Origin of the sequence: Chitinophaga qingshengii, from assembly GCF_014529935.1 — a bacterium.
Lineage (GTDB): Bacteria > Bacteroidota > Bacteroidia > Chitinophagales > Chitinophagaceae > Chitinophaga > Chitinophaga qingshengii.
This window is the reverse complement of the sequence record NZ_JACVFC010000001.1, coordinates 3448383-3469114: the sequence shown is the minus strand read 5'-3', so window position 1 is coordinate 3469114 and position 20732 is coordinate 3448383. Positions and strand designations below refer to the sequence as shown.

Here is a 20732-nt window from a genome sequence, read left to right as displayed (position 1 = left end):
TTCGGGCTGAGAGCGGGCAATTTTAACGAAAAGATCCGCCGGTATTTAGTAGCCAGCGGATAATTTTATATTTTGGTAACCAGAACCACTATTGCTCTGCTATGATGCGTAACTGTCTGATGTTGCTGCTTTGTGGCTGTTTGTCCTTTGCAGAGGCACAGCCCCGTACCGACACTTTACTGAAAAACATGTTTGCCCGCGAGGCTACCCCGTTGTTGCAGCATATCCTGCAACATCCTGATTCTTTCCGGTATCAGCTGATTTATACGCAGATTGACCGCGATGCCCAAAATAAACCTCATTTCCGGCATTATTATCTCAACGTGGATGCTAATCAGTACTTTAACCCGGCCAGTACGGTAAAGCTGCCTATTGCGCTGCTGGCGCTGGAAAAAATGAGGGAGCTGAAAGTACCCGGACTGGACGGTAATACCACCATGTTGTCTGACAGTAGCTGGAGCGGGCAGGAAACGGTGCATACCGATAGTACCGCTAAAAGCGGGCTGCCTTCTATCAACCACTACATTAAACGTATTTTCCTGATCAGCGACAACGATGCCTATAACCGGTTGTATGAATTTGTGGGACAGCAATCCATTCACGAAAGGCTGTGGAAAAAGGGCTATAAGGAGGTGCGTATTGTGCGGCGGTTTATGCCGCTGTCGGAAGAAGAGAACCGGCATACCAATGCCATCCGGTTTGTGAAAAATGGGAAAACCTTGTACAGACAGGCGCCGGCGGAGAGTAAACTGCAATATGACTTCAGTAAAAACATCCGGATAGGCGCTGGTTACATGGATAAAAATGATCACCTGGTATCCGAGCCGATGGATTTTACCAAACATAACAACCTGCCGTTGCAGTCACTGCAACAGATGTTGCAATCGATCATGTTTCCGCAATCGGTACCGGCAGCGCAGCGTTTCCATATTGCTCCGCAGGATTACTCTTTCCTGTACCGGTATATGTCTGAATACCCTTCCGAAAGCACAGACCCTGTTTACGATACCACCGAATACTTCGACAGCTACACGAAATTTTTTCTTTTTAAGGGTGCAGGGCACCACATCGCGTCTAATATACGGGTGTTTAATAAAACGGGCTGGTCGTACGGTTTCCTGACAGATGCCGCTTATATTGTTGATTTTGAGCATCATGTAGAATTTATGCTGACCGGGACCATTTATGTGAACCGGGATGGGGTATTGAATGATAATAAATATGAATATGATGAAGAAGGGTACCCTTTTTTCCGGGATGCCGGTAATATCCTTTATCAATACGAGCTGCAACGGAAACGGGCATACCAGCCGGATCTGCAGTTGTTTCGGATCAATTATCAGCAGCCCTGAATAAAATATTTTGGAGACTAAAACCCCCCAATGAAGGTGAAGTTGTATTTTTGTGCCTGAAACCGGCAGACGGGGGCATAGCTACCTGCCGGGGATAAAGTAAGAGGGGTTTTATTCATCATTCCCGTAACTGTTGCGCGTTAAAACTGGGATTCATGAAATTTGAAAAGATTAAGAACAAAGGACAGGCAAGATTATTTGAAAGCCAGTACCTGGAGATGTTGACAAAGACGCATCCCCTGGTGATCTGGGGAATGTATTTGCCCATTATTGGCTATATGCTTTATTATAGCCATGACACATTAGGTTTTGAAGTGGGAACGGTGGCGATGATATTCGTAGGCGCGATGTTATTCTGGTCGTTCTTCGAGTATATCATGCACCGGTTTATGTTTCACTTTGCCAGTGACAGTCCGCGTGTGCAGCGTTTTATTTACGTAATGCACGGTAACCACCACGAATACCCGAGAGACAAGCAGCGCTTGTTCATGCCGCCGGTGCCCAGTCTGATACTGGCCTCCGCGATCTTCGGCAGCCAGTATATCTTCCTTCGGCAGTACACTTTTATGTTCTTCCCGGGTTTTCTGCTTGGCTACCTGATCTATGGCAGCATGCACTATGCTATCCATGCCTGGAACCCTCCTTTTAAGTTCATGAAGCCGCTGTGGCGTAATCACCACCTGCATCATTACAAAAGTGAGGATAAAGGTTTTGGCGTGAGCTCTGCTTTCTGGGACAGGGTATTCGGTACTTTCTTCGACCTTGATAAAGAAAAAGAAGACAAAGAGAAAGTAAGAGAACTGATGTTTTGATTTACGGATTTTGAAATTTATGGATTTACGGATTTTTGGGATTGGCTGATTATTGGGCGAATCTCAAATAATGTGATAAAAAAAGCAGCGGATGATGAATCACGCTGCTTTTTTTATCACATTATTTATGACATTGACTAATCTCCCATTCCCGAAATCCGTAAATCCATAAATTCCAAAATCCGTAAATGATTTACCATCTTTCTTCGTCGTCCGGCAGGTTATCCTGCCGGAAAGCTTCGCGGGAAGCTATTTTCTGCAGTTGCCTTTCAATAATCAGGTTGGCAATGGGCCGGTATGGATCAGTGCCTTGCCGGGCGGCATATGCCAGTATCTGTCTTACTTTTTTCTCTGACACGTCTATACGGTACAGGAGAAAGATAAACTGTTGAAAATCTTTGCTGATCAGGTATTCGAGCCGTTTGCCCAGGACTTCCGATAGATGATCAAAGCTGATATTGTCCGGAGGCACACTCACTTCAAAGTTTTGTTGTGCCCAGGTAGCTGTTTCCTGGAGATGTGGTACCGGAAAGGTGCTCATTATTTCATCTGTTTTATTTTGTAGGAAGCGTTGGTAATGACCTTTACCGGCACTTTCAGGTCGTGTTTAATACGTTTCGCCCTGTTTACCTTGTAGGTGTAGTTACCCGTCATTTCGGTGTTCTGTACGCAAATGGCAGGCAGACCGCTACTGCGCATCACCATGTAATTGGAGGTAGTGGTACCGCTGATTTCCGCCGTGGCTTTGATGTCGTCGTCGAGGGTCAGGGTTTGTACCTTATCTGTGTTTATTTTGGCAGTACCGCCGATTTTAGCGGTCTGGGTATCCCAGGTTTGCAGGTTCCAGTACAGGTCTACCCGGCCAATGAGGCCACCGCGAAGGGGAACGCTTTCTTCCCATTGGGTACCGGTTTTAATGCCATGGGCGGGGTACATGATCAGTAATTGTTCCAGCCAGGTGCGGAAAGCTTCTGTGCCAAACTGGTCTTTGATGAGTTTTTTATAGGCTTCCTGTTCATCTTTCTTTAAGCTGCTGAAAGCGGTAGCCGCGTTGTCTACCAGGTTATCGAGGCCTTCAATTTTACTGATGGCGCCGCTGCTTTGTAATTCCACGGTGAAGGGCTGGTCCAGCACTTTTTTCAGACCTGCCTGGAAGGGCTCTTCCGGTTTGTTCACCTTGGCATCTACAAAAATATTCTGGTTTTTGGCGTTAAAGTTAAAGCGCAGTTCCTTGTAACGGAAGGTGAGCGTGGTTTTGCCGGGAATCACATCTGTAACGTCAATGCTGATGATATTGTTATAATCGCGGGTTACCCGTTGCTGAATATCGTTAACAGTGGTATAGGTTTCTGTGTGGCTTTTCTGTTCCAGTTCAAACTGTTCTCCCTTGTTGAAGTTGTAATTGATAGACATATAATCCTGCGCCTGGGTGGCGAAGGTTAAAGTCAACAAAGAAGCAATGGCGCCCAATAGTTTTTTCATTACCGTAATTTATTTTGATCAAACATATTTTTCAATCACTCCCAGTCCGAACAGGGCGAAGTCGTATTTGGCCGGATCTTCCGGGTCCAGCTTTTTGAGCTCATGGGTGAGCGCTACGGCTGTTTTCCAGTCTGACTTCCCATCTGATATGAGTCCCAGCCGGGTAGCCACGCGGCTGACGTGAACATCCATCGGGCATATCAGTTGTGATGGGGAAATATGTTGCCACAGCCCAAAATCCACGCCATTTTCATCTTTTCGCACCATCCAGCGTAAATACATGTTCAATCGTTTGCATGCTGAATGCTTGGCAGGAGAAGAGATGTGTTTTTCAGTCCGGGCGGGATGTTCCAGGGAGAAAAACATTTTATGAAAGCCAACCAGGGCTTTTTCCACGTTTTCATCTTCCGGGGTCAAATGCCCGCTAAAAGCGAATTCCAGGGAGGTGATGTTGGTATAGTAATGCTGTAGGAATTCCACGAAATACAGTAGGTCTACGCCGTTAAAGGTGCGGTGACAGAAGGTCATCAGCTTCATCCTGTCGCGTGGGTCGTGATTACGGATATAGTCATAGGGCGCATTATCCATATGCCGCATCAGTTCCGTGCATTTATTGATGATGCTGGTACGGTTGCCCCAGGCCAGGATGGCCGCAAAGAGGCCTGCAATTTCTATGTCCTGCAGTTCACTGAATCGGTGCGGGATGCAAATGGGGTCATTTGCAATAAAATCCGGATGATTGTAGGATGCCGCTTTCGCATTCAGGAAATCCTTCAATTGTTGGCTCTTCATAGTTTTCACATGTAACACCGGCAGCCTGGCTATACGCTCAACCACCTGCGCTGTTACCATCGGGGCAACTGCGCAGGTGGTTTATGTCGTCAGCACATTAAAAAAGGCTGTGGATATGGTCCAGGTAAAATGATATAGCTGTAAAGATAATTTTTAACCGGAAAGAATTAAAATCAGATTGATGAGCGTGCTAGCCAATCGCGTGGTTCAGGTCTTCTATCAGGTCGTCTGCATCTTCAATGCCAACACTCAGGCGGATGAGAGAGTCTGCCAGTCCGTTTTTAATACGTTCTTCCCGGGGAATGGAGGCATGTGTCATGCTGGCCGGATGGCCGATCAGCGACTCTACTCCACCGAGTGATTCTGCCAGGGAAAACAGGTGCGTATGGCTCAGTACCCGGTTGGCAGCGTCCATATTATCATCTTTCAGGGTGAAAGACATCATGCCGCCAAAACCCCGCATCTGCCGTTTGGCAATGTCGTGATTAGGGTGATCGGTAAATCCGGGCCAGTATACCTTGTCTACCTTACTGTGATTGCGCAGGAAATGCGCGATTTTTTCGCCGTTTTCGCAGTGGCGCTGCATTCGTACATGCAGGGTTTTAATGCCCCGTAATACCAGGAAACAATCCTGCGGACCGGGTACGGCGCCGCAGCTGTTTTGTATGAAATACAACTGTTTAGCCAGGTCTTCGTTTTTAACAATCACAGCACCATGTACTACGTCGCTATGGCCGCCCAGGTATTTGGTGGCGGAATGCAGTACGATATCTGCGCCCAGGTCCAGCGGATTTTGCAGGTACGGGGAGGCGAAGGTATTGTCTACACATAGCAAAATATTGTTCTTCCGGGCGATTTGCGCCACCGCAGCGATGTCAATAATATTGAGCAGCGGATTGGTGGGCGTTTCCAGCCAGATCATTTTGGTGTTGGGCGTGATATGCGCTGCTACATTCGCTGCGTCGCGCATCCCTATAAAGGAAAACTTAATACCGTAGCGCTCAAATACTTTGGTGAAGATACGGTAGGTGCCGCCATACAAGTCGTTGGTAGCCACTACTTCATCACCGGGCGAGAGGAGTTTCATCACGGCATCGGTAGCTGCGAGGCCGCTGCCGAAATTGATACCATGGGTACCGTTTTCAATGGCTGCCAACGCATTTTGAAGGGCATCGCGGGTGGGGTTTTGGGTGCGCGCGTATTCATATCCTTTATGTACCCCCGGAGCACTTTGTACATAGGTGGAGGTTTGAAAGATAGGCGTCATAATGGCCCCCGTGGAGGGATCGGGCGCTACACCTGCGTGTATGAGTTTAGTTCCCAGCTTCATGTCTTGAATATTTTATAATGAATAATTTCTGGTGGTTTTTCAAATATAGGCTGTTTTGCGATGGGAAACATTTTAGCAGACGGGGCAATTATTGTCCAATTTAGCGGTTTAAAAATTGTTGATGGAATGATTTTGCACGCTTACGAGGATTTTTATATCGTTCACCAAATCATCACTAACAGGTACGGATATTCGCTATACTTTCGTAATAGGTTTTTCATAGGATATGGTTAAAATTCTTAGGGCGGTATTCTTACCGCCCTTTCCATTTGAACAGACAAAAATTATATAAAAGACAGAGGCTCGGCGACTTTGATGTCGCCGGGCCTCTGTCTTTTTATCTTGTGGGCAGATACCTGCCTTATTTTTTTACAGGGCTGTCTGTCCACCGGATGGGCAGGCTTACCGTCACCTTATCCCAGGCGATCACCAGGTTGGCGCCGGGATCACCTTTTTCAAATACCATGGTGAAGGCATCCACCGGTGTATCAAGGGCAGTTACCGGAAGGGCTGTTCTTACTACATCTTTACGCTGATCGTATTTAAACGCGCCCCATATATCCGTTTCTTTGTTGATGATAATGGTCCAGGTTTTTTCGGTAGGGATAGCATACATGGTATACCGTCCTTTCGGGATACTTTTTCCTGCGATCGTTACCGGCCGGAAAAATTCTATCTCCGTGGCTTCGTTGGCGCCCAATCGCCATATTTTTCCATATTCTTCCAGGTTGCCAAAAATATCTCTTCCTTTTGTCTGCGGCCGGCTATAGATAACACGGGCTACGAGGTTGCCCGGTTCTCCCTTCACTTTTACTACGTAGGGGTACATGGGCGGATAATAGGCCATATCCATCGGGCTGGCATCCAATGGGGGTAACTTTTTATCCTGTGCGCCTGCATGGGTGGCATATAATCCCAGTGCGAAGGCGAAGATGATGGCTTTTCTAAACATTCTGTAAACTTTATATACTGATAAAACTGTTTGCGGCCCCAAACCTAGAGATTTTTACCGAATCAGGAAAGTGAGCCTACCCTGTTAACGGACCCTTAGCGGTTTTCGGTTTGTAACAAATTTTCCACATGTGTCTGTAGCGCAGGGAAAAATGCCTGGTAGCAGTCCCGCAGCGCTTCATAATGTTCCAGGAAAACGGCGAAAATAACGGCAGGACTGCTTTCTAATCCCTTTGCTCTGGAGCTGACGCCCCGGAAGGCTCTTTCCATGCCGTTGTCGTTGCGGTAATTATATAGCCAGTTATATTGCTGCATATAGGAAAACATGTCCAGGAACCGCTCTGGCAATGTTTCCTCTTGATGATTAATGACGTCATATACCTCTGTGGCGAAATCATACAGGGTTTCCCCGGGGAAACGGCTGCTGTCAAGCGCCAGGAAATGATCGTATACCAGGTCTGTGAACACCCCGCTGTAGAGGCCGCAGGCAGGCCGGAAAAAAGACTTGGCCCTGGAGGTAACGGGATGCTGGTCCGTAAAAGTGTCGATAGCCCGGTGTATCCGGATGCCTTGTTGTATGGCGGGACTATACAATGCCAGCTGCTGCCGGCCTTTTACATAGTCAGCGATCAGGTTGCCGGTTATCAGTGCCGGTTGGTGAAAAGACAGGTAAGCGTGTGCCAGGTAGTTCATAATAAAGCCTTTCTGGTGTTTTACGGAACAAATGTAACGATCGTTTTACCATTGAACAGGAAGGCCGTGCCGCTTTTCACGTTGAACCATATTTCCTATCCACTTTAACACAATCTTAACGTTCGCTCATGCAACATTGGCAAGGTGGCACCAACAAACAAGCCAGGGCTGCGGAAGACGCGCGGTTGTCCGCCCCCGGCCAACCGGACGTCCGAAAGCGGATACTCCAACTTATCAAGTGTCTCCACCAGTAAAGTATGCCTTGACCAACCATCCATTCGCGTCGTAGTTTTGAGTCATCAAAGCAAAAAACCAACAAAAAAAATTTAAAAACCTCTTAATTTTTTTCCGCCATGAAAAAGTTAATTCTCCTGATGAGTGCAGCATTCTTGCTCAGTTCAGCCACTCTCTTTGCAAATCCGTACGAAACTACTGTTAACAGCAAAATAGCAAGTGCTTTCAAAGAAAGTTTTGCAGGCGCCAGTGAAGTAAAATGGTATACAGATGATAATAAGACTTACACTGCTAAGTTTACTATCAGCAGCAGCAAAGTGACCGCCTTTTTCGACGATGGAGGCAACCTGCTCGCTACTTCCCGCTACCTGGCTCCGGATCAGTTGCCACTGGCATTGACTTCAAGACTGAACAAAAAATATCCGAAAGATAATATCTACTGCATCGTGGAATATGCTGCCAACGGTAACGTAGTATACTTCATTACCCTCGAAGGAAAAGATACCTGGACCACATTAAAAGCGGATGGATCTGGCGCTACCAGCTTACAGAGCCGTCTTAAAAAAGCCTAGTTTTAGTTGTGCTTTCCGTTTGATTGAAATGAACAGGTCTGTGGGCGCTGCCACAGACCTTTCGCTTTTATAGCCCACTCCCCTTTCCCTTCGAAAATTATCTTAACTTTGCCAGCTGTCAAGGCTTTATGAGCCAGACTGTTAATGTATAAATGATTAAATGACATGAATAAGGGACCCATTTCTCAATTTATCCAGCACCATTACCGCCACTTTAATGCTGCTGCATTGGTGGATGCTGCCAAAGGATATGAAACACATTTACTGGAAGGTGGTAAAATGATGGTAACATTGGCCGGCGCCATGAGTACGGCCGAGTTGGGCATTTCTTTCGCGGAAATGATCCGTCAGGGTAAAGTGGACATTATCTCCTGTACCGGTGCAAACCTGGAAGAGGATATTATGAACCTGGTAGCACACACCCATTACAAAAGAGTGCCTAACTACCGCGACCTGAGCCCTCAGGAAGAATGGGACCTGCTGGAACAAGGCTTTAACCGCGTAACCGATACCTGCATTCCTGAAGAAGAAGCATTCCGCCGTATCCAGAAACATATCCATAAAATCTGGAAAGACGCAGAAGATGCCGGTGAACGTTATTTCCCGCATGAGTACATGTACAAACTGCTGCTGAGCGGTGTGATGAAGGAAAACTACGAAATCGATCCTAAAAACAGCTGGATGCTGGCTGCTGCTGAAAAGAACATTCCTATCATCGTTCCGGGATGGGAAGACAGCACTATGGGTAACATCTTCGCTTCCTACTGCATCAAAGGTGAACTGAAAGCGTCTACCATGAAGAGCGGTATTGAATACATGATCTTCCTGTCTGACTGGTACCGTAAAAACTCCGGTGGTAAAGGCGTTGGCTTCTTCCAGATCGGTGGTGGTATCGCCGGTGACTTCCCGATTTGCGTAGTACCGATGATGTACCAGGACCTGGAGTGGACAGATGTTCCTTTCTGGAGCTATTTCTGCCAGATCTCCGATTCTACTACCTCCTACGGTTCCTACTCCGGTGCTGTTCCCAACGAAAAAATCACCTGGGGCAAACTGGATATCAATACGCCTAAATTCATCGTGGAATCAGATGCCACCATCGTAGCACCACTGATCTTCTCCTACGTATTGGGCTGGTAATATCATTTACGGATTTTCTGATTTTAGGGATTTAGTTATTAAAGAGATGTTTTGTATAAATAGTCCTTTAAATAATTAAATCCCTAAATTTTTTTCTCGTCGATATTCGCTCAATACTCCCCAAAATCCATAAATCCATAAATCCGTAAATCAAATAAACAAATCCGCTGCAATGCCATCTGCGAAGAGCCGGCCGGCTTTCGTGAGCCGCAGTGTTTCTCCTTTGTGTTCCATCCATCCCTTAGCAATCAGGGCTTTGCTTTCGGCCTGCAGGCGCAGGCTTTGGCCGGCTCCAAATTTTTCCGCCACCCATTCCAGGTTGCAGCCGGCGGAGGTACGCAGTGAGGTCATGATGTATTCATTGAATTGCATGGCAGTGGTCAGACTTTCCACTTCCGCAGGCACTACCCCCGCGGTAATGCTTTTGATATACGCGGCGTTATTGGCTACGTTCCATTGCCGGGAGTGTCCGTTGAAGGAGTGGGCGGAAGGGCCCAGCCCCAGGTAAGAGCGGCCTTGCCAGTAACTGCTGTTATGCCGGGAATGCCAGCCGGGCAACGCAAAATTGGAAATTTCGTAGTGTTCATAGCCGGCAGCTTCCAGCCATTGCATCAGTAACTCAAAATGACGGGCGGCTTTATCGGGATCTGTGGCGGCCATTTTTTTCTTGCGGATGAAATGGTCCAGCGCAGTGCCGGGTTCCACGGTGAGTGCGTAGCAGGACAGGTGCGGAACGCCCAGTGCAATGGCTTGTTGCACGTTCTGCCGCCAGCCTTCGTCGCTAAGGGTTGGACCACCGTAAATCAGGTCTATGGTGATATTATGAAATCCGAGTTGTTGCGCCTGTACAATACAGTCCAGCGCCTGCTGGCTGTTGTGGGCGCGGTTCATCCATTTCAGATCGGTTTCATGGAAGGACTGTACACCGATACTGAGCCGGTTGATACCCGCATCCCTGAGAGACTGCAGCTTGTGGATGTCCAGGTCGTCCGGATTGGCTTCCAGGGTAATTTCCGCATCGGGCGCCACATCGAAGGTGTTGTACAGGCAGTCCAGCAGTTGTTGCAGTTCTGCAGTGTCCAGCAAGCTGGGCGTGCCGCCGCCGAAGTAGATGGTGTCTACCCGTTCACCGGCAAGGTAGGGCTGTTGCAGGGTGATTTCCTGCAGGAGGCATTGTACCATTTCGGCTTTCCGGGCCAGCGAAGTGGAAAAATGGAAATTACAGTAGTAGCAAGCCTGCTTACAAAAAGGAATATGTAAATAAATTCCGGCCATGGACGTTTTTATATAATAGCCTGCTGTTGCCGTTTTACCGGTCAACTATGGACTATTTTAATATCTTTGCAAACAGCAAAATTACGTTTCAGTTTTGTTATGTGAGCAGGACACTGTTAATTGCCCCCTGGTTGGTGTGATGATGGGGCACATAGAATTTGGAAAACCGATTAAAAGTCATAGCAAAATATTTTCCTGGTGCGCAACTGGTTATTGTTTCTACTTATTTTCAGCTATTTACCGATGATGGCACAAACAGCAGACAGTGCTGCTGTGCCGGCCCCTGTTGTAAAAAAGAGACCGGCGGCTACCCATGCGGTATCCGATTCGCTTCGTCCGAAGCCCCGTCCGGCAAAGGTTGCGGTGAAAAAAGACACCACGCGTGTTATAGCAAAAGATACGGTGAGAAGGGCGGTAACCCCCGCTACGGCTGCATCGCCAGCCGATACCGGTATACATAAAACCGACAGCGCTGCGCTGGCGGCCGTTCCCAAACCCAAGCCGGTATCGGAGTATGATTTATACCTGAAGAAGCTGGCTGAAGAGAATGTGTTCCTGAAACCGGGTAAACCACTGTTCCGGGATACCAATATTTTACGCCCTTTCCGCAATATGGACTGGCTGGTATACCTGGTGGGCGGTGTTTTACTGTTGTTGAGTATTATCCGGCTGGCATACACCAAATATTTTGTGGATCTGTTCCGGGCTTTCTTTAATCCTACGCTGAGCCAGCGGCAGTTAAAGGACCAGCTGTCACAGGCGCCTTTCCCGAATATGCTGCTCAATGCGTTCTTTGCGGTGTCGCTGGGCGTATACCTTTACCTGGTATTGTACCGGCAACAGGTATTTCCGCAGGCGGAGCCATGGTTGCTGATTCCGGGGCTGGTTATCCTGGTGGCGGCTGTTTACGGGATTAAGTATGTGATGCTGCGTTTTTGTGGCTGGTTGTTTGGTAACAGCGAGCTGGCGGATGCCTATATTTTTATCTTATACCTGATCAATAAAATTTTAGGGGTGTTGTTGGTCCCATTCCTGGTTGTGCTGGCTTTTTGCGACGTCGAAATAGCCCATACTTTCCTCTATATTTCAATCTTCTTTATTATATTACTGGTTCTATACCGGTATATTAGGTCTTATTCTTTGGTTAAGCAATACCTATCCTTCAGTAAATTGCATTTTTTTCTTTACCTTTGCGCATTCGAAGTAGCGCCGGTGCTAATATTAACGAAGGTGCTGCTGAATATCTGGTTAACTGGTAATCCTTGATTATCGCCTATTGTTAACACAAGAGCATAAAAAAGTATGATAAAAGGCGGGCCAAAAAAAGATTTGCAAGGTAAACAAATTCAGTCAATCCTAATTTCTCAACCTAAGCCTGAAACAGAAAAGTCTCCCTATTTTGATCTGGCTAAAAAGTTCAACATAAAACTGGACTTTTTTCCATTCATCAGGGTGGAAGGCTTACCCGCTAAGGAGTTTCGGAAACAGAAAATTGACATCCTGACTTACACGGCAGTAATTTTTACAAGCCGTAATGCGGTGGATCACTTTTTCCGGATCTGTGAGGAAATGAAGATCAAAGTATCGCAGGATTGCAAGTACTTTTGTATCACGGAAGCAGTTGCGTTATACCTGCAGAAGTTTATTCTTTATCGCAAGCGGAAGGTGTTTTACGGTGCCGACGGTTCTACCAAAGGTGTACTGGAAGTAATGAACAAACACCGGGACAATGAGAAGTTTCTCTTCCCGAGTTCCGACAGTCAGAAGAAGGACATTGAAGAATGGTTGAAAACGAACAAGTGTGAGTATGCCACAGCTACCCTTTACAAGACCGTTTCCAACGATGTGAAGGAGATCCTGGCAAAGACCAACTACGACATGATTGTATTCTTCAGTCCCTCCGGCGTAAGGTCTTTGTTCGAGAACGTACCTTCCTTTGAACAGAACGGTACCCGTATCGGGGCATTCGGACCTACTACATCGGCAGCGGTGGAAGAAGCAGGATTAAGACTGGATGTAAAAGCACCAGCTCCGCAAGCACCTTCTATGGCGGCAGCGCTGGATCAGTACCTAGCAGGTCTTAAGAAATAAGCGAAAATTTGTGTCGCATAAATAGTTTACCAGGGATGGCAATTGCCATCCCTGTTTTTTTTACTGCAAAGCGGCCGCAGCAGCTATTATTGTTATCTCCCTAAAAAATATTTCGGCAACGTGTAAATTCTCTTAAAATCTTTTTATTCTTGTAGCGTCGTATTTTTTAGTCAGTCAACTGTCCCTGTTTCAATTAATTAAGCGGATTCCATGAATAAACTTGCGGGCGAAACCAGTCCTTATTTACTACAGCACGCGCATAACCCGGTGGAATGGTATCCCTGGGGCGAAGAGGCACTGGAGCGGGCCAGGAAGGAAAATAAACCGATCCTGGTGAGTATCGGATATGCTGCTTGTCACTGGTGTCATGTGATGGAGCGGGAAAGCTTTGAAGATGCGGCTACTGCCGGCATCATGAATCAGTATTTTATCAATATTAAAATAGACCGGGAAGAGCGGCCGGACCTGGACCATATTTATATGGATGCAGTACAGGCCATGACCGGCGCCGGTGGATGGCCGTTGAACGTATTCCTCACGCCGGATAAAAAACCGTTTTACGGCGGTACTTATTTCCCGCCGGTAAAGGCGTATAACAGGCCGTCGTGGAAAGACGTACTCCTGTCGCTGGCCGATGCTTTCGCCAACAAAAGAGAAGACATAGAAACCCAGGCCGATAACCTGACCCGGCATATTGAGCAATCGAGCCAGTTTGGACTGGATGCCGGTGTTAACTTCAATATCCCGCGGGAGGAGTTGTTTACCCGCCAGCAATGTGATACCATCTGCGAAAACATATTGCGGCAGGCAGATACGGTATGGGGTGGTTTCGGGCGGGCGCCTAAATTCCCGCAGACTTTTACCATCGCGTATTTACTACGGTATCATCACGCCTATAAACATCCGGAAGCTTTGCAACAGGCTTTGCTGTCGCTGGATAAAATGTTGCAGGGAGGCCTGTATGATCAGCTGGGTGGCGGTTTTGCCCGTTATTCCACCGATGAGAAGTGGCTGGCCCCCCATTTTGAGAAGATGTTGTATGATAATGCGTTGTTGATAGATGTGTTGTGTGATGCCTGGCAACTGACCCGTTATAACGTGTACGCACAAACTATAAAAGATACCCTGACCTTTATTACCCGGGAGATGACCGCTCCGGAGGGTGGCTTTTATGCTGCGCTGGACGCAGATTCCGAAGGTGTGGAAGGTAAGTTTTACACCTGGAGCAAGGCGGAGATACACCATGTACTGGGCGAGCAGGCAGGTCCCTTCTGTGAATTTTATGATGTAACTGAACAGGGAAACTGGGAGGAGCAGAATATATTGTGGATACAACAGCCACTGGAGCAGTTTGCCGCTGAAAAAGGGTATGATCCGGCCGTACTGGGCGCTATGCTGAAAGGCTGCCGGGAAAAACTGCTGGCTGTGCGGGCCAACCGGGTCCGTCCGGGCCTGGACGATAAAATATTACTGGGCTGGAATGCCATGATGGTACATGCCTGTTGCCGGGCGTATGCCGCTTTAGGGGATGATGCTTACCGGCAGATGGCGGTGCGCAATATGGATTTCCTGTTGAAGCATTTCCCGCAGAACGACGGTACACAGGCCTTTTACCATACCTGGAAAGGTGGTCAGGCCAAATACCCTGCCTTCCTGGACGACTATGCCTGCCTGATACGCGCGCTGATAGCCCTGCAGGAAATTACCGGGGATACGCGGTACCTGTACCAGGCGCATGACATCACTGCTTTTGTCAATGATCATTTTGGTGATGGTGGTCATCTTTTCTACTATACTATTGACGGACAGGATGATGTGATTGTGCGGAAGAAGGAAATCTACGATGGAGCGGTGCCCAGTGGTAATGCATTGATGGCGCAGAACCTTTGGTATCTTTCTGTTGTTTTCGATAATAAAGATTGGGGAAACAAGGCAGTGGCCGCAGTATCGGGCATTGCGCAAACGGTTACCCGGTATCCCACTTCTTTCGGCGTGTGGGCGAGCCAGTTATTGCAATTTGTAAAAGGTACCCCTGAAATAGCGGTGGTAGGTCCGGCTTTCCGGGAGCAAATGCAGGCGGCGGGGCAGTGGTTTATCCCTTTCCGGATTTTAATCGGCTCAGAAAAAAATCAGCCTGATATTCCGCTCCTGGAGGATAGATACCAGGAAAACAACACATTAGTTTATTTATGCAAGGATTATCATTGTATTAAGCCGGTGTTTTATATAGAAGAAATTATTAATTTAATAGAATAATTATGTAACTTGCCCGTTATAAGGGTAGAAGAAGTAAAATAAATGTTGGACCGGTGATATAATAAAATGTTAAAAAATACGTTTAAATTAGTTACCGAACCGGGGTATGTGGAATTGAAAAAGTTGTGTAAAAGTTGACTACAAATTAAATTTTATTATTACATTTGCTATCTTTCATATAAACAAAGCGGGTGATAAATATGAGAAATGTGTTCCCTAGCATTCAGGCAAAAAGCACCAGGCTGGTTATAGAAAAACATATTCTGATGAAAGCTACCCTTATGAAGCTTAACTATTTACAAGGTCTGTTGGCAATTCTGCTGGTTTCCCTGCTGGCCAGCTGTGGCGGTAGTAAAGGCCCCAAAAATGCACAAGGGCAACTGATCGGCGTAAGCCCCAGACCCAAGTACACCCCCCCTGTACCCTATGGGATGGTTTATGTTCCTGCTGGAACATTTCACATGGGTCCCAGCGATGAGGATGTGAACTATGCCTACACTGCGCGTAACAAATCGATTTCTATCTCCGGCTTCTACATGGATGCCACGGAGATCACGAACAACGAGTACCGCCAGTTTGTGCAGTGGGTTCAGGACTCCATTGCGCACATCCTGTTGGGTCACGTAAAACAGGACGACGGGCATGACATTATCGACTGGAAACAGAAGATCAACTGGAAAGACAAAGCGACAGTGGAAAAACTGGACGCGATGATATACACCGAAGCGGACCGTCTGTACGGCCGTAAGGACGTAGACGTTGGAAAGCTGGTTTATCACCAGGAAACGTTTAACTGGGACAAGGCCAAGCTGAGGGAGAACTTCGGTAAGCCCCGTTCTACGTTCATCGTAAAGAAAGACGTTCCCATTTATCCGGACACGCTGTGCTGGATCAGGGACTTCTCTTATGCTTACAACGAGCCGATGACCCGTATGTATTTCTGGCATCCGGCATTCGACAACTATCCGGTAGTAGGCGTTAACTGGCACCAGGCCACCGCTTTCTGCGAATGGAGAAGTAAGTTCTGGGAAGATTACCGTAACTCTAAAAAATTATTCACGGAAGATAAATTCCAGCTGCCTTCTGAAGCACAGTGGGAATACGCTGCCCGTGGCGGTAGAGAGCAGACTCCCTATCCCTGGGGTGGTTACTATATCCGCAATAAAAAAGGTTGTCTGCTGGCCAACTTTAAACCCGGCCGCGGTAACTATCCGGAAGATGGCGGATTCTACACCGTTCGTGCAGACGCCTACTGGCCTAACGACTACGGTCTGTATTGCATGGCCGGTAACGTAGCAGAATGGACTGCCGACATCTTCTACGAAAATGCCTACTCATTCACCTCCGATATGAACCCTTATCTGAGAATGGATGTTCCGGACGACGCGCCGTTGAAAATGAAACGTAAAGCTATCAGAGGCGGTTCCTGGAAAGATGTGGGATACTTCCTGCAAACAGGTACCAGAACATATGAATATCAGGACAGTGCCAAATCGTATGTAGGTTTTAGATGTACCATCGCATTGAGCAGAAGAAGCAAACACAAATAACAGCTGATCCGTTAAACCAGAAAAGCGTTTATTTATGCACACATTAAGCAAATCTTTGAGAAATAACTATTCCATACAGAGAACTTTAACACTTATCACTTTAACCAGTAAATTTTAACCTATGGCTATGAATCCTAACAAAGCTAAATGGCTGAACTTTTTCGTATGTATTGCCGCTTCTGTTGTAATTATCGGAGCGTTATTTAAACTGCAACACTGGCCATTAGCGGATGTCGCCTTGATTTTTGGTCTGAGCACCGAAGCGCTCATTTTCTTCGTATACGCATTCGTGCCTGATTCCGGCGCTTCCCACGCCGAAGGCCAGGTAGTAGCCGTTGCCGGCAGCCCTGCTGTTGCTGGTCTCGACAAAATGCTGCAGGAAGCAGATATCACTCCTGCTAATCTGCAACGCCTGAGCGAAAACTTCCAGAAACTGGGTACTACCGTTGATAAAATGAGAGATATCAGCGACGTAGTAGCAGCAACCGGAGACTACACCCAGAAAACAAGAGAAGCTGCCGCTGCTATCGGTAACGTGGCTAACGCCTACACTACCGCCGCTTCTGCAGTATCCTCCTTCAATAGTGCCTCCGAGTCTACCAAAAGCTTCCACGAACAGATGCAGGGCATGACCAAAAACCTGGCTTCCCTTAACGCTATCTATGAGCTGGAACTGCAAGACACCAACAACCACCTCAAAGCCATGAACAATTTCTACAGCAACCTGCAGAAAACTTCAGCGGCTATGAGCGGCAGCATCGACGACGCTAAGAAAACGCAGGAACAAATTACCCTGCTGGCTAAAAACCTCAGCAACCTCAATGCTATCTACGGCAACATGTTGACTGCCATGCACGGAAACAGATAATGTATTGCTTATAGTTTAATAAACCATTCATTAAATCTGCTAAAGAACTATGGCACTACCTAAAGATCCCAGGCAGAAGATGATCAACATTATGTACCTGGTCTTAACGGCCATGCTCGCGTTGAACGTCTCTGCTGAAATATTAAATGCATTTAGTATCGTCAATAACTCTATCATTACATCCAACGGCGCCCTCACAGATAAAAACAATTTCATCTACGGGCAGTTCACGGAACAAATGAAGGAAAACGCGGAAAAAGTTGGACCGCTGAAAGCAAAAGCTGAAGAAGTGAAAAAACTTTCCGCGGATGCATACAACTACGTGGAAGGCCTGAAAGATCTGATCATCCAGCAAAGCGGTGGTAAAGATGAAACAGGCGAGCTCAAATCCAAGTCCGACCTGGATGCTCCTACCCGCGTAATGGAGAATATGAAAAAAGGTCCTGAACTGGAAGCCAGACTGCAGGAGCTGCGCAAAAAGCTGCTTACTTTTGTTGAACCTAAAGACCAGGCAAAATTTGCAAAAACTTTACCCCTGAAAATAGAAGTAGGTAAATCCGGTGCTGATCATACCGGCGCTGCTAAAACATGGACTACCTACCACTTCAACATGGTTCCTACTATTGCTGCAGTAACCATCCTGGGTAAATTCCAGAACGATATCAAAAACTCTGAGTCTGCTATCATCGACGACCTGTATCGTCAGATCAATGCGAAAGACTTTAAATTTGATAAAATCAGACCATTCATCTCCCTGAATTCCAAAAACCTGATGAACGGCCAAACGCTGACTGCACAAATCGCAGTGGGCGCTTATAGCACCACCGTAAACCCAACGATTACCGTTAACGGGCAAACGATTACTGCTACTGATGGTCTGGCTACCTATTCCATGCCAGTGAGCGGCATCGGCGAGAGAACCATTTCCGGTACTATCTCCCTGCCTAACCCTGCCGGTGGCGAACCTATCACACAAACTTTCACTGAAAGCTATAACGTAGGCGCTTCTACCACCTCTATCTCTGCCGACAAAATGAACGTACTGTACATCGGTCTGCAGAACCCGATCTCTATCTCCGCTGCCGGCGTACCTGCAGAAGCGGTATCTGCTTCCATGAACGGTGGTAACATTACCAAACGCGGCTCCGGTGAATACGTGGTAACCGTTAGCCAGCCTGGTAAAGCGATCATCAACGTGGTAGCTAATGTAGACGGTAAAGTAAAACAACTGGGTCAGAAAGAATTCCGTGTAAAACGTGTTCCGGACCCGGTACTGAAAGTAGGATTTAACAAAGGTGGCAGCATGAAAGCCGCTGACTTTAAAGTTCAGCTGGGTCTCGCTGCTGCGCTGGAAGACTTCGAATTTGAAGGCGTAAAATATGATGTAGTAGGTTACCGTATCGGTGTATCTGCCAAAGGCAAAGAATACCAGGAAGGTGAAGCCAACTCCGCTTATTTCCCGAACAGCGTAGTCGCTTCTATCCGTGCCCTCCGCCCGGGTGATGAAGTATACTTCGAAAATGTAAAAGTAAAAGGCCCGGATGGTGTTGTCCGTACAATGCCGAGCACAATATTTAAATTAAATTAACAGGTCATAAATTACTGAATATGCGAGCAGTAATGTTTAACAGAATTGGTTGGTGTACGATGTTGCTGGTGATAGCCGCTACAACTGCAGATGCGCAAAGACGCGGTACTACCCGTCGGAGAACAGCTACGGAAGCTACGCCCACAGACCCGAATGCACCGGTTGTAAACCCTGCTACCGGGAATGCTGTAACACCACCTCCTCCTGCTCCTACGGCAGCGTCTCAACGTCCGGACGGCCTCACCGCCCCCGTATCTGATACGCCCCGCAAATCCCTGCGCGTGGATGGAGTAGCGGAGAAAAACCTCGCAAGAGAACGTGTTCCTATCGTTTACGATTACATCCGCGAGGATGACCGTTTCTGGGAAAAACGTGTCTGGCAGGTAATCGATGTCCGGGAGAAAATCAACCTCCCCTTCCAATACAACGTGGAAGACGAAAGTGGCACGAACCAACTGTTCATTAACATTCTGCTGACTGCTATCAAGAATAAGGAAGTTGAAGCATTCAACCCTATCGATGACCGCTTCACAACGGTAATGCCGTATAATGAGATCCAAACCAAGATCGCAGGTGAAGAAAGGACCGTACGCAGTATCGACCCGGTAACCGGCGAAGAAAAAATGGTGACTACCCGCGACGACTTCGATCCCCGTACTATCAGACAGTACAAGATCAAAGAAGTATGGGTATTCGACAAAGAAGCTTCTGCCCTGAAAGTCCGTATCCTCGGTATCGCCCCTATGGTGTCTCGTATGAACGAAGATGGCAGCGTCCGCGCTTCTATCCCCCTGTTCTGGGTATATTATCCTGATCTCCGCGCCACCCTGGCTAAGTACGATGTGTACAACCAGAACAACGACGCGTCTACTATCAGCTGGGAAGACCTCTTCGAGATGCGTTTCTTCGGCAGCTATATCGTGAAGGAAAACAATACCTACAACCGCGAAATCAAGGACTACATTAAAGACGGTAAAATGCGCCTTCTCGAAGGCCAGTCTATCAAAGACCGTATCTTTAATAAAGAACAGGATCTCTGGCAATACTAAACAAATCGAATTACGTACTACGTATAAAAAGCAAAGGCCCGGCACCTGCCGGGTCTTTGCTTTTTATATGATACAGTCTTCGTATTTTGCTTTCCATGGAACTTCTCCGTAAAACAGCTTTCAGCATCATGCCCCTGCCCGACAAGGAATGGGAGGAACTGTCGGCCTGCTGGACACCAGTGGCTTTCAAAAGAAAAGAAATGATCACTGTAGCCGGTGAGGTGGAAAAATATATCTACTTCGTGGAAGACGGCGTACAACGGCTGTTTAGCCTCGAAGAAGATCGCGAAGTAACCATCCTGTTTTCCTACACCGGCTCCTTCTCCGGTGTAATAGATGCCTTTCAGCTGCAACGCCCCTCTCCCTGGTTCCTGGAAGCACTCACGCCCAGCCGTATGTTACGCATGTCCTGGACTGATTTCGACCGGCTTACCCGGCAATACCCGCTGCTCGACAGATGGGTGCGCCTCGGCACAGTAGCCGCCCTGGGGGGTATACTGGACCGCCACAAGGAAATCCTCTCCTACAGCGCGGAACAGAAGTTCAGAACGCTGCTGACCCGCAGTCCGCACGTATTACAGCTGATACCACAGAAATACCTGGCTTCCTACCTGGGCATCGATCCCGCCACCTTCAGCAAACTCCTGAAATCAGTAAAGTTGTAAAATCTTGATCTGCGCCAACTTTTTCCGTTAGC

At 47.4% G+C, this 20732-nt stretch carries 20 protein-coding genes; 13 read left to right on the top strand and 7 right to left on the bottom strand.

Going from position 1 to position 20732, the window contains the following annotated elements; genetic code table 11:
- The first annotated feature begins 101 nt into the window (after nt 1-101).
- Both ICL07_RS13500 and ICL07_RS13495 read left to right on the top strand, forming a co-directional pair.
- The gene (locus ICL07_RS13500) at nt 102-1352 is read left to right on the top strand and encodes a serine hydrolase (protein ID WP_188088429.1); all 1251 of its coding nucleotides are present in this window, start codon (nt 102-104) and stop codon (nt 1350-1352) included.
- Nucleotides 1353-1507: 155 nt separating this feature from the next.
- The gene (locus tag ICL07_RS13495; RefSeq protein ID WP_188088428.1) at nt 1508-2164 is read left to right on the top strand and encodes a sterol desaturase family protein; all 657 of its coding nucleotides are present in this window, start codon (nt 1508-1510) and stop codon (nt 2162-2164) included.
- 193 nt (nt 2165-2357) lie between these two features.
- On the opposite strand, the gene ICL07_RS13490 is transcribed toward ICL07_RS13495, so the two are convergent.
- From ICL07_RS13490 to ICL07_RS13465, 6 genes are all read right to left on the bottom strand, one after another.
- Nucleotides 2358-2705: a hypothetical protein gene (locus ICL07_RS13490; protein WP_188088427.1), complete on the bottom strand. Its 348-nt coding sequence runs from the start codon at nt 2703-2705 to the stop codon at nt 2358-2360.
- Nucleotides 2705-3646 (bottom strand): DUF6263 family protein, encoded by a 942-nt coding sequence (locus tag ICL07_RS13485; protein WP_188088426.1) that lies wholly within the window; start codon nt 3644-3646, stop codon nt 2705-2707. The genes ICL07_RS13490 and ICL07_RS13485 overlap by 1 nt, the downstream gene beginning before the upstream one ends.
- 18 nt (nt 3647-3664) lie before the next feature.
- Complete coding sequence (locus tag ICL07_RS13480; protein ID WP_188088425.1) at nt 3665-4438, bottom strand: TIGR02757 family protein; 774 nt, start codon at nt 4436-4438, stop codon at nt 3665-3667.
- Between the two features lie 190 nt (nt 4439-4628).
- The gene (locus ICL07_RS13475) at nt 4629-5768 is read right to left on the bottom strand and encodes a cystathionine gamma-synthase (RefSeq protein WP_188088424.1); all 1140 of its coding nucleotides are present in this window, start codon (nt 5766-5768) and stop codon (nt 4629-4631) included.
- 361 nt (nt 5769-6129) lie between these two features.
- Complete coding sequence (locus tag ICL07_RS13470; RefSeq protein WP_188088423.1) at nt 6130-6720, bottom strand: DUF2911 domain-containing protein; 591 nt, start codon at nt 6718-6720, stop codon at nt 6130-6132.
- Between the two features lie 95 nt (nt 6721-6815).
- Complete coding sequence (locus tag ICL07_RS13465) at nt 6816-7412, bottom strand: acyl carrier protein phosphodiesterase (protein WP_188088422.1); 597 nt, start codon at nt 7410-7412, stop codon at nt 6816-6818.
- Nucleotides 7413-7540: 128 nt separating this feature from the next.
- On the opposite strand from ICL07_RS13465, the gene ICL07_RS32610 reads away from it, so the two are divergent.
- From ICL07_RS32610 to ICL07_RS13455, 3 genes are all read left to right on the top strand, one after another.
- Nucleotides 7541-7666, top strand: a complete 126-nt coding sequence (locus tag ICL07_RS32610; protein WP_281389538.1) for a hypothetical protein — start codon at nt 7541-7543, stop codon at nt 7664-7666.
- A 99-nt stretch (nt 7667-7765) separates the two neighbouring features.
- Nucleotides 7766-8218 (top strand): hypothetical protein, encoded by a 453-nt coding sequence (locus tag ICL07_RS13460; protein WP_188088421.1) that lies wholly within the window; start codon nt 7766-7768, stop codon nt 8216-8218.
- 165 nt (nt 8219-8383) lie between these two features.
- Nucleotides 8384-9358 carry a deoxyhypusine synthase family protein gene (locus tag ICL07_RS13455; protein ID WP_188088420.1) on the top strand — a complete coding sequence of 325 codons (975 nt, stop codon included), beginning with the start codon at nt 8384-8386 and terminating at the stop codon, nt 9356-9358.
- Nucleotides 9359-9508: 150 nt separating this feature from the next.
- Here ICL07_RS13455 and hemW read toward each other — a convergent pair whose 3' ends face one another.
- On the bottom strand, nt 9509-10633 hold the full coding sequence (gene hemW, locus ICL07_RS13450) for a radical SAM family heme chaperone HemW (RefSeq protein WP_188088419.1): 1125 nt from the start codon (nt 10631-10633) through the stop codon (nt 9509-9511).
- Between the two features lie 243 nt (nt 10634-10876).
- Between hemW and ICL07_RS13445 the strand changes: the two genes are divergently transcribed.
- The 8 genes from ICL07_RS13445 to ICL07_RS13410 all read left to right on the top strand — a co-directional run bounded on the left by ICL07_RS13445 (nt 10877) and on the right by ICL07_RS13410 (nt 20700).
- Entirely contained in the window at nt 10877-11899 is a 1023-nt protein-coding gene (locus ICL07_RS13445; protein WP_188088418.1) for a DUF4271 domain-containing protein, read from the top strand.
- A gap of 36 nt (nt 11900-11935) precedes the next feature.
- The gene (locus ICL07_RS13440; RefSeq protein ID WP_188088417.1) at nt 11936-12724 is read left to right on the top strand and encodes a uroporphyrinogen-III synthase; all 789 of its coding nucleotides are present in this window, start codon (nt 11936-11938) and stop codon (nt 12722-12724) included.
- A gap of 210 nt (nt 12725-12934) precedes the next feature.
- The gene (locus ICL07_RS13435) at nt 12935-14980 is read left to right on the top strand and encodes a thioredoxin domain-containing protein (protein WP_188088416.1); all 2046 of its coding nucleotides are present in this window, start codon (nt 12935-12937) and stop codon (nt 14978-14980) included.
- Nucleotides 14981-15261: 281 nt separating this feature from the next.
- Nucleotides 15262-16530, top strand: a complete 1269-nt coding sequence (gene porK, locus ICL07_RS13430) for a T9SS ring complex lipoprotein PorK/GldK (protein ID WP_188088894.1) — start codon at nt 15262-15264, stop codon at nt 16528-16530.
- Between the two features lie 127 nt (nt 16531-16657).
- Nucleotides 16658-17398 (top strand): type IX secretion system motor protein PorL/GldL, encoded by a 741-nt coding sequence (porL, locus tag ICL07_RS13425; protein ID WP_246485021.1) that lies wholly within the window; start codon nt 16658-16660, stop codon nt 17396-17398.
- A gap of 49 nt (nt 17399-17447) precedes the next feature.
- Entirely contained in the window at nt 17448-18986 is a 1539-nt protein-coding gene (porM, locus tag ICL07_RS13420; protein WP_188088414.1) for a type IX secretion system motor protein PorM/GldM, read from the top strand.
- A 20-nt stretch (nt 18987-19006) separates the two neighbouring features.
- Nucleotides 19007-20035, top strand: coding sequence for a type IX secretion system ring subunit PorN/GldN (gene porN / locus ICL07_RS13415; protein ID WP_188088413.1), 1029 nt, complete (start codon nt 19007-19009; stop codon nt 20033-20035).
- 95 nt (nt 20036-20130) lie between these two features.
- Entirely contained in the window at nt 20131-20700 is a 570-nt protein-coding gene (locus tag ICL07_RS13410) for a Crp/Fnr family transcriptional regulator (RefSeq protein ID WP_188088412.1), read from the top strand.
- Nucleotides 20701-20732 lie beyond the last annotated feature (32 nt).

Excerpts from the sequence above, each read along its gene's own strand:
- ICL07_RS13455 (WP_188088420.1), top strand. The coding sequence starts at position 8,384 with ATGAATAAGGGACCCATTTCTCAATTTATCCAGCACCATTACCGCCAC.
- porN (WP_188088413.1), top strand. The coding sequence starts at position 19,007 with ATGCGAGCAGTAATGTTTAACAGAATTGGTTGGTGTACGATGTTGCTG.
- ICL07_RS13440 (WP_188088417.1), top strand. The coding sequence starts at position 11,936 with ATGATAAAAGGCGGGCCAAAAAAAGATTTGCAAGGTAAACAAATTCAG.
- ICL07_RS13465 (WP_188088422.1), bottom strand. The coding sequence starts at position 7,412 with ATGAACTACCTGGCACACGCTTACCTGTCTTTTCACCAACCGGCACTG.
- ICL07_RS13445 (WP_188088418.1), top strand. The coding sequence starts at position 10,877 with ATGATGGCACAAACAGCAGACAGTGCTGCTGTGCCGGCCCCTGTTGTA.
- ICL07_RS13470 (WP_188088423.1), bottom strand. The coding sequence starts at position 6,720 with ATGTTTAGAAAAGCCATCATCTTCGCCTTCGCACTGGGATTATATGCC.
- ICL07_RS13490 (WP_188088427.1), bottom strand. The coding sequence starts at position 2,705 with ATGAGCACCTTTCCGGTACCACATCTCCAGGAAACAGCTACCTGGGCA.
- porK (WP_188088894.1), top strand. The coding sequence starts at position 15,262 with ATGAAGCTTAACTATTTACAAGGTCTGTTGGCAATTCTGCTGGTTTCC.
- ICL07_RS13435 (WP_188088416.1), top strand. The coding sequence starts at position 12,935 with ATGAATAAACTTGCGGGCGAAACCAGTCCTTATTTACTACAGCACGCG.
- ICL07_RS13480 (WP_188088425.1), bottom strand. The coding sequence starts at position 4,438 with ATGAAGAGCCAACAATTGAAGGATTTCCTGAATGCGAAAGCGGCATCC.
- ICL07_RS32610 (WP_281389538.1), top strand. The coding sequence starts at position 7,541 with ATGCAACATTGGCAAGGTGGCACCAACAAACAAGCCAGGGCTGCGGAA.
- ICL07_RS13460 (WP_188088421.1), top strand. The coding sequence starts at position 7,766 with ATGAAAAAGTTAATTCTCCTGATGAGTGCAGCATTCTTGCTCAGTTCA.
- porM (WP_188088414.1), top strand. The coding sequence starts at position 17,448 with ATGGCACTACCTAAAGATCCCAGGCAGAAGATGATCAACATTATGTAC.
- hemW (WP_188088419.1), bottom strand. The coding sequence starts at position 10,633 with ATGGCCGGAATTTATTTACATATTCCTTTTTGTAAGCAGGCTTGCTAC.
- ICL07_RS13485 (WP_188088426.1), bottom strand. The coding sequence starts at position 3,646 with ATGAAAAAACTATTGGGCGCCATTGCTTCTTTGTTGACTTTAACCTTC.
- ICL07_RS13475 (WP_188088424.1), bottom strand. The coding sequence starts at position 5,768 with ATGAAGCTGGGAACTAAACTCATACACGCAGGTGTAGCGCCCGATCCC.
- porL (WP_246485021.1), top strand. The coding sequence starts at position 16,658 with ATGAATCCTAACAAAGCTAAATGGCTGAACTTTTTCGTATGTATTGCC.
- ICL07_RS13500 (WP_188088429.1), top strand. The coding sequence starts at position 102 with ATGATGCGTAACTGTCTGATGTTGCTGCTTTGTGGCTGTTTGTCCTTT.
- ICL07_RS13495 (WP_188088428.1), top strand. The coding sequence starts at position 1,508 with ATGAAATTTGAAAAGATTAAGAACAAAGGACAGGCAAGATTATTTGAA.
- ICL07_RS13410 (WP_188088412.1), top strand. The coding sequence starts at position 20,131 with ATGGAACTTCTCCGTAAAACAGCTTTCAGCATCATGCCCCTGCCCGAC.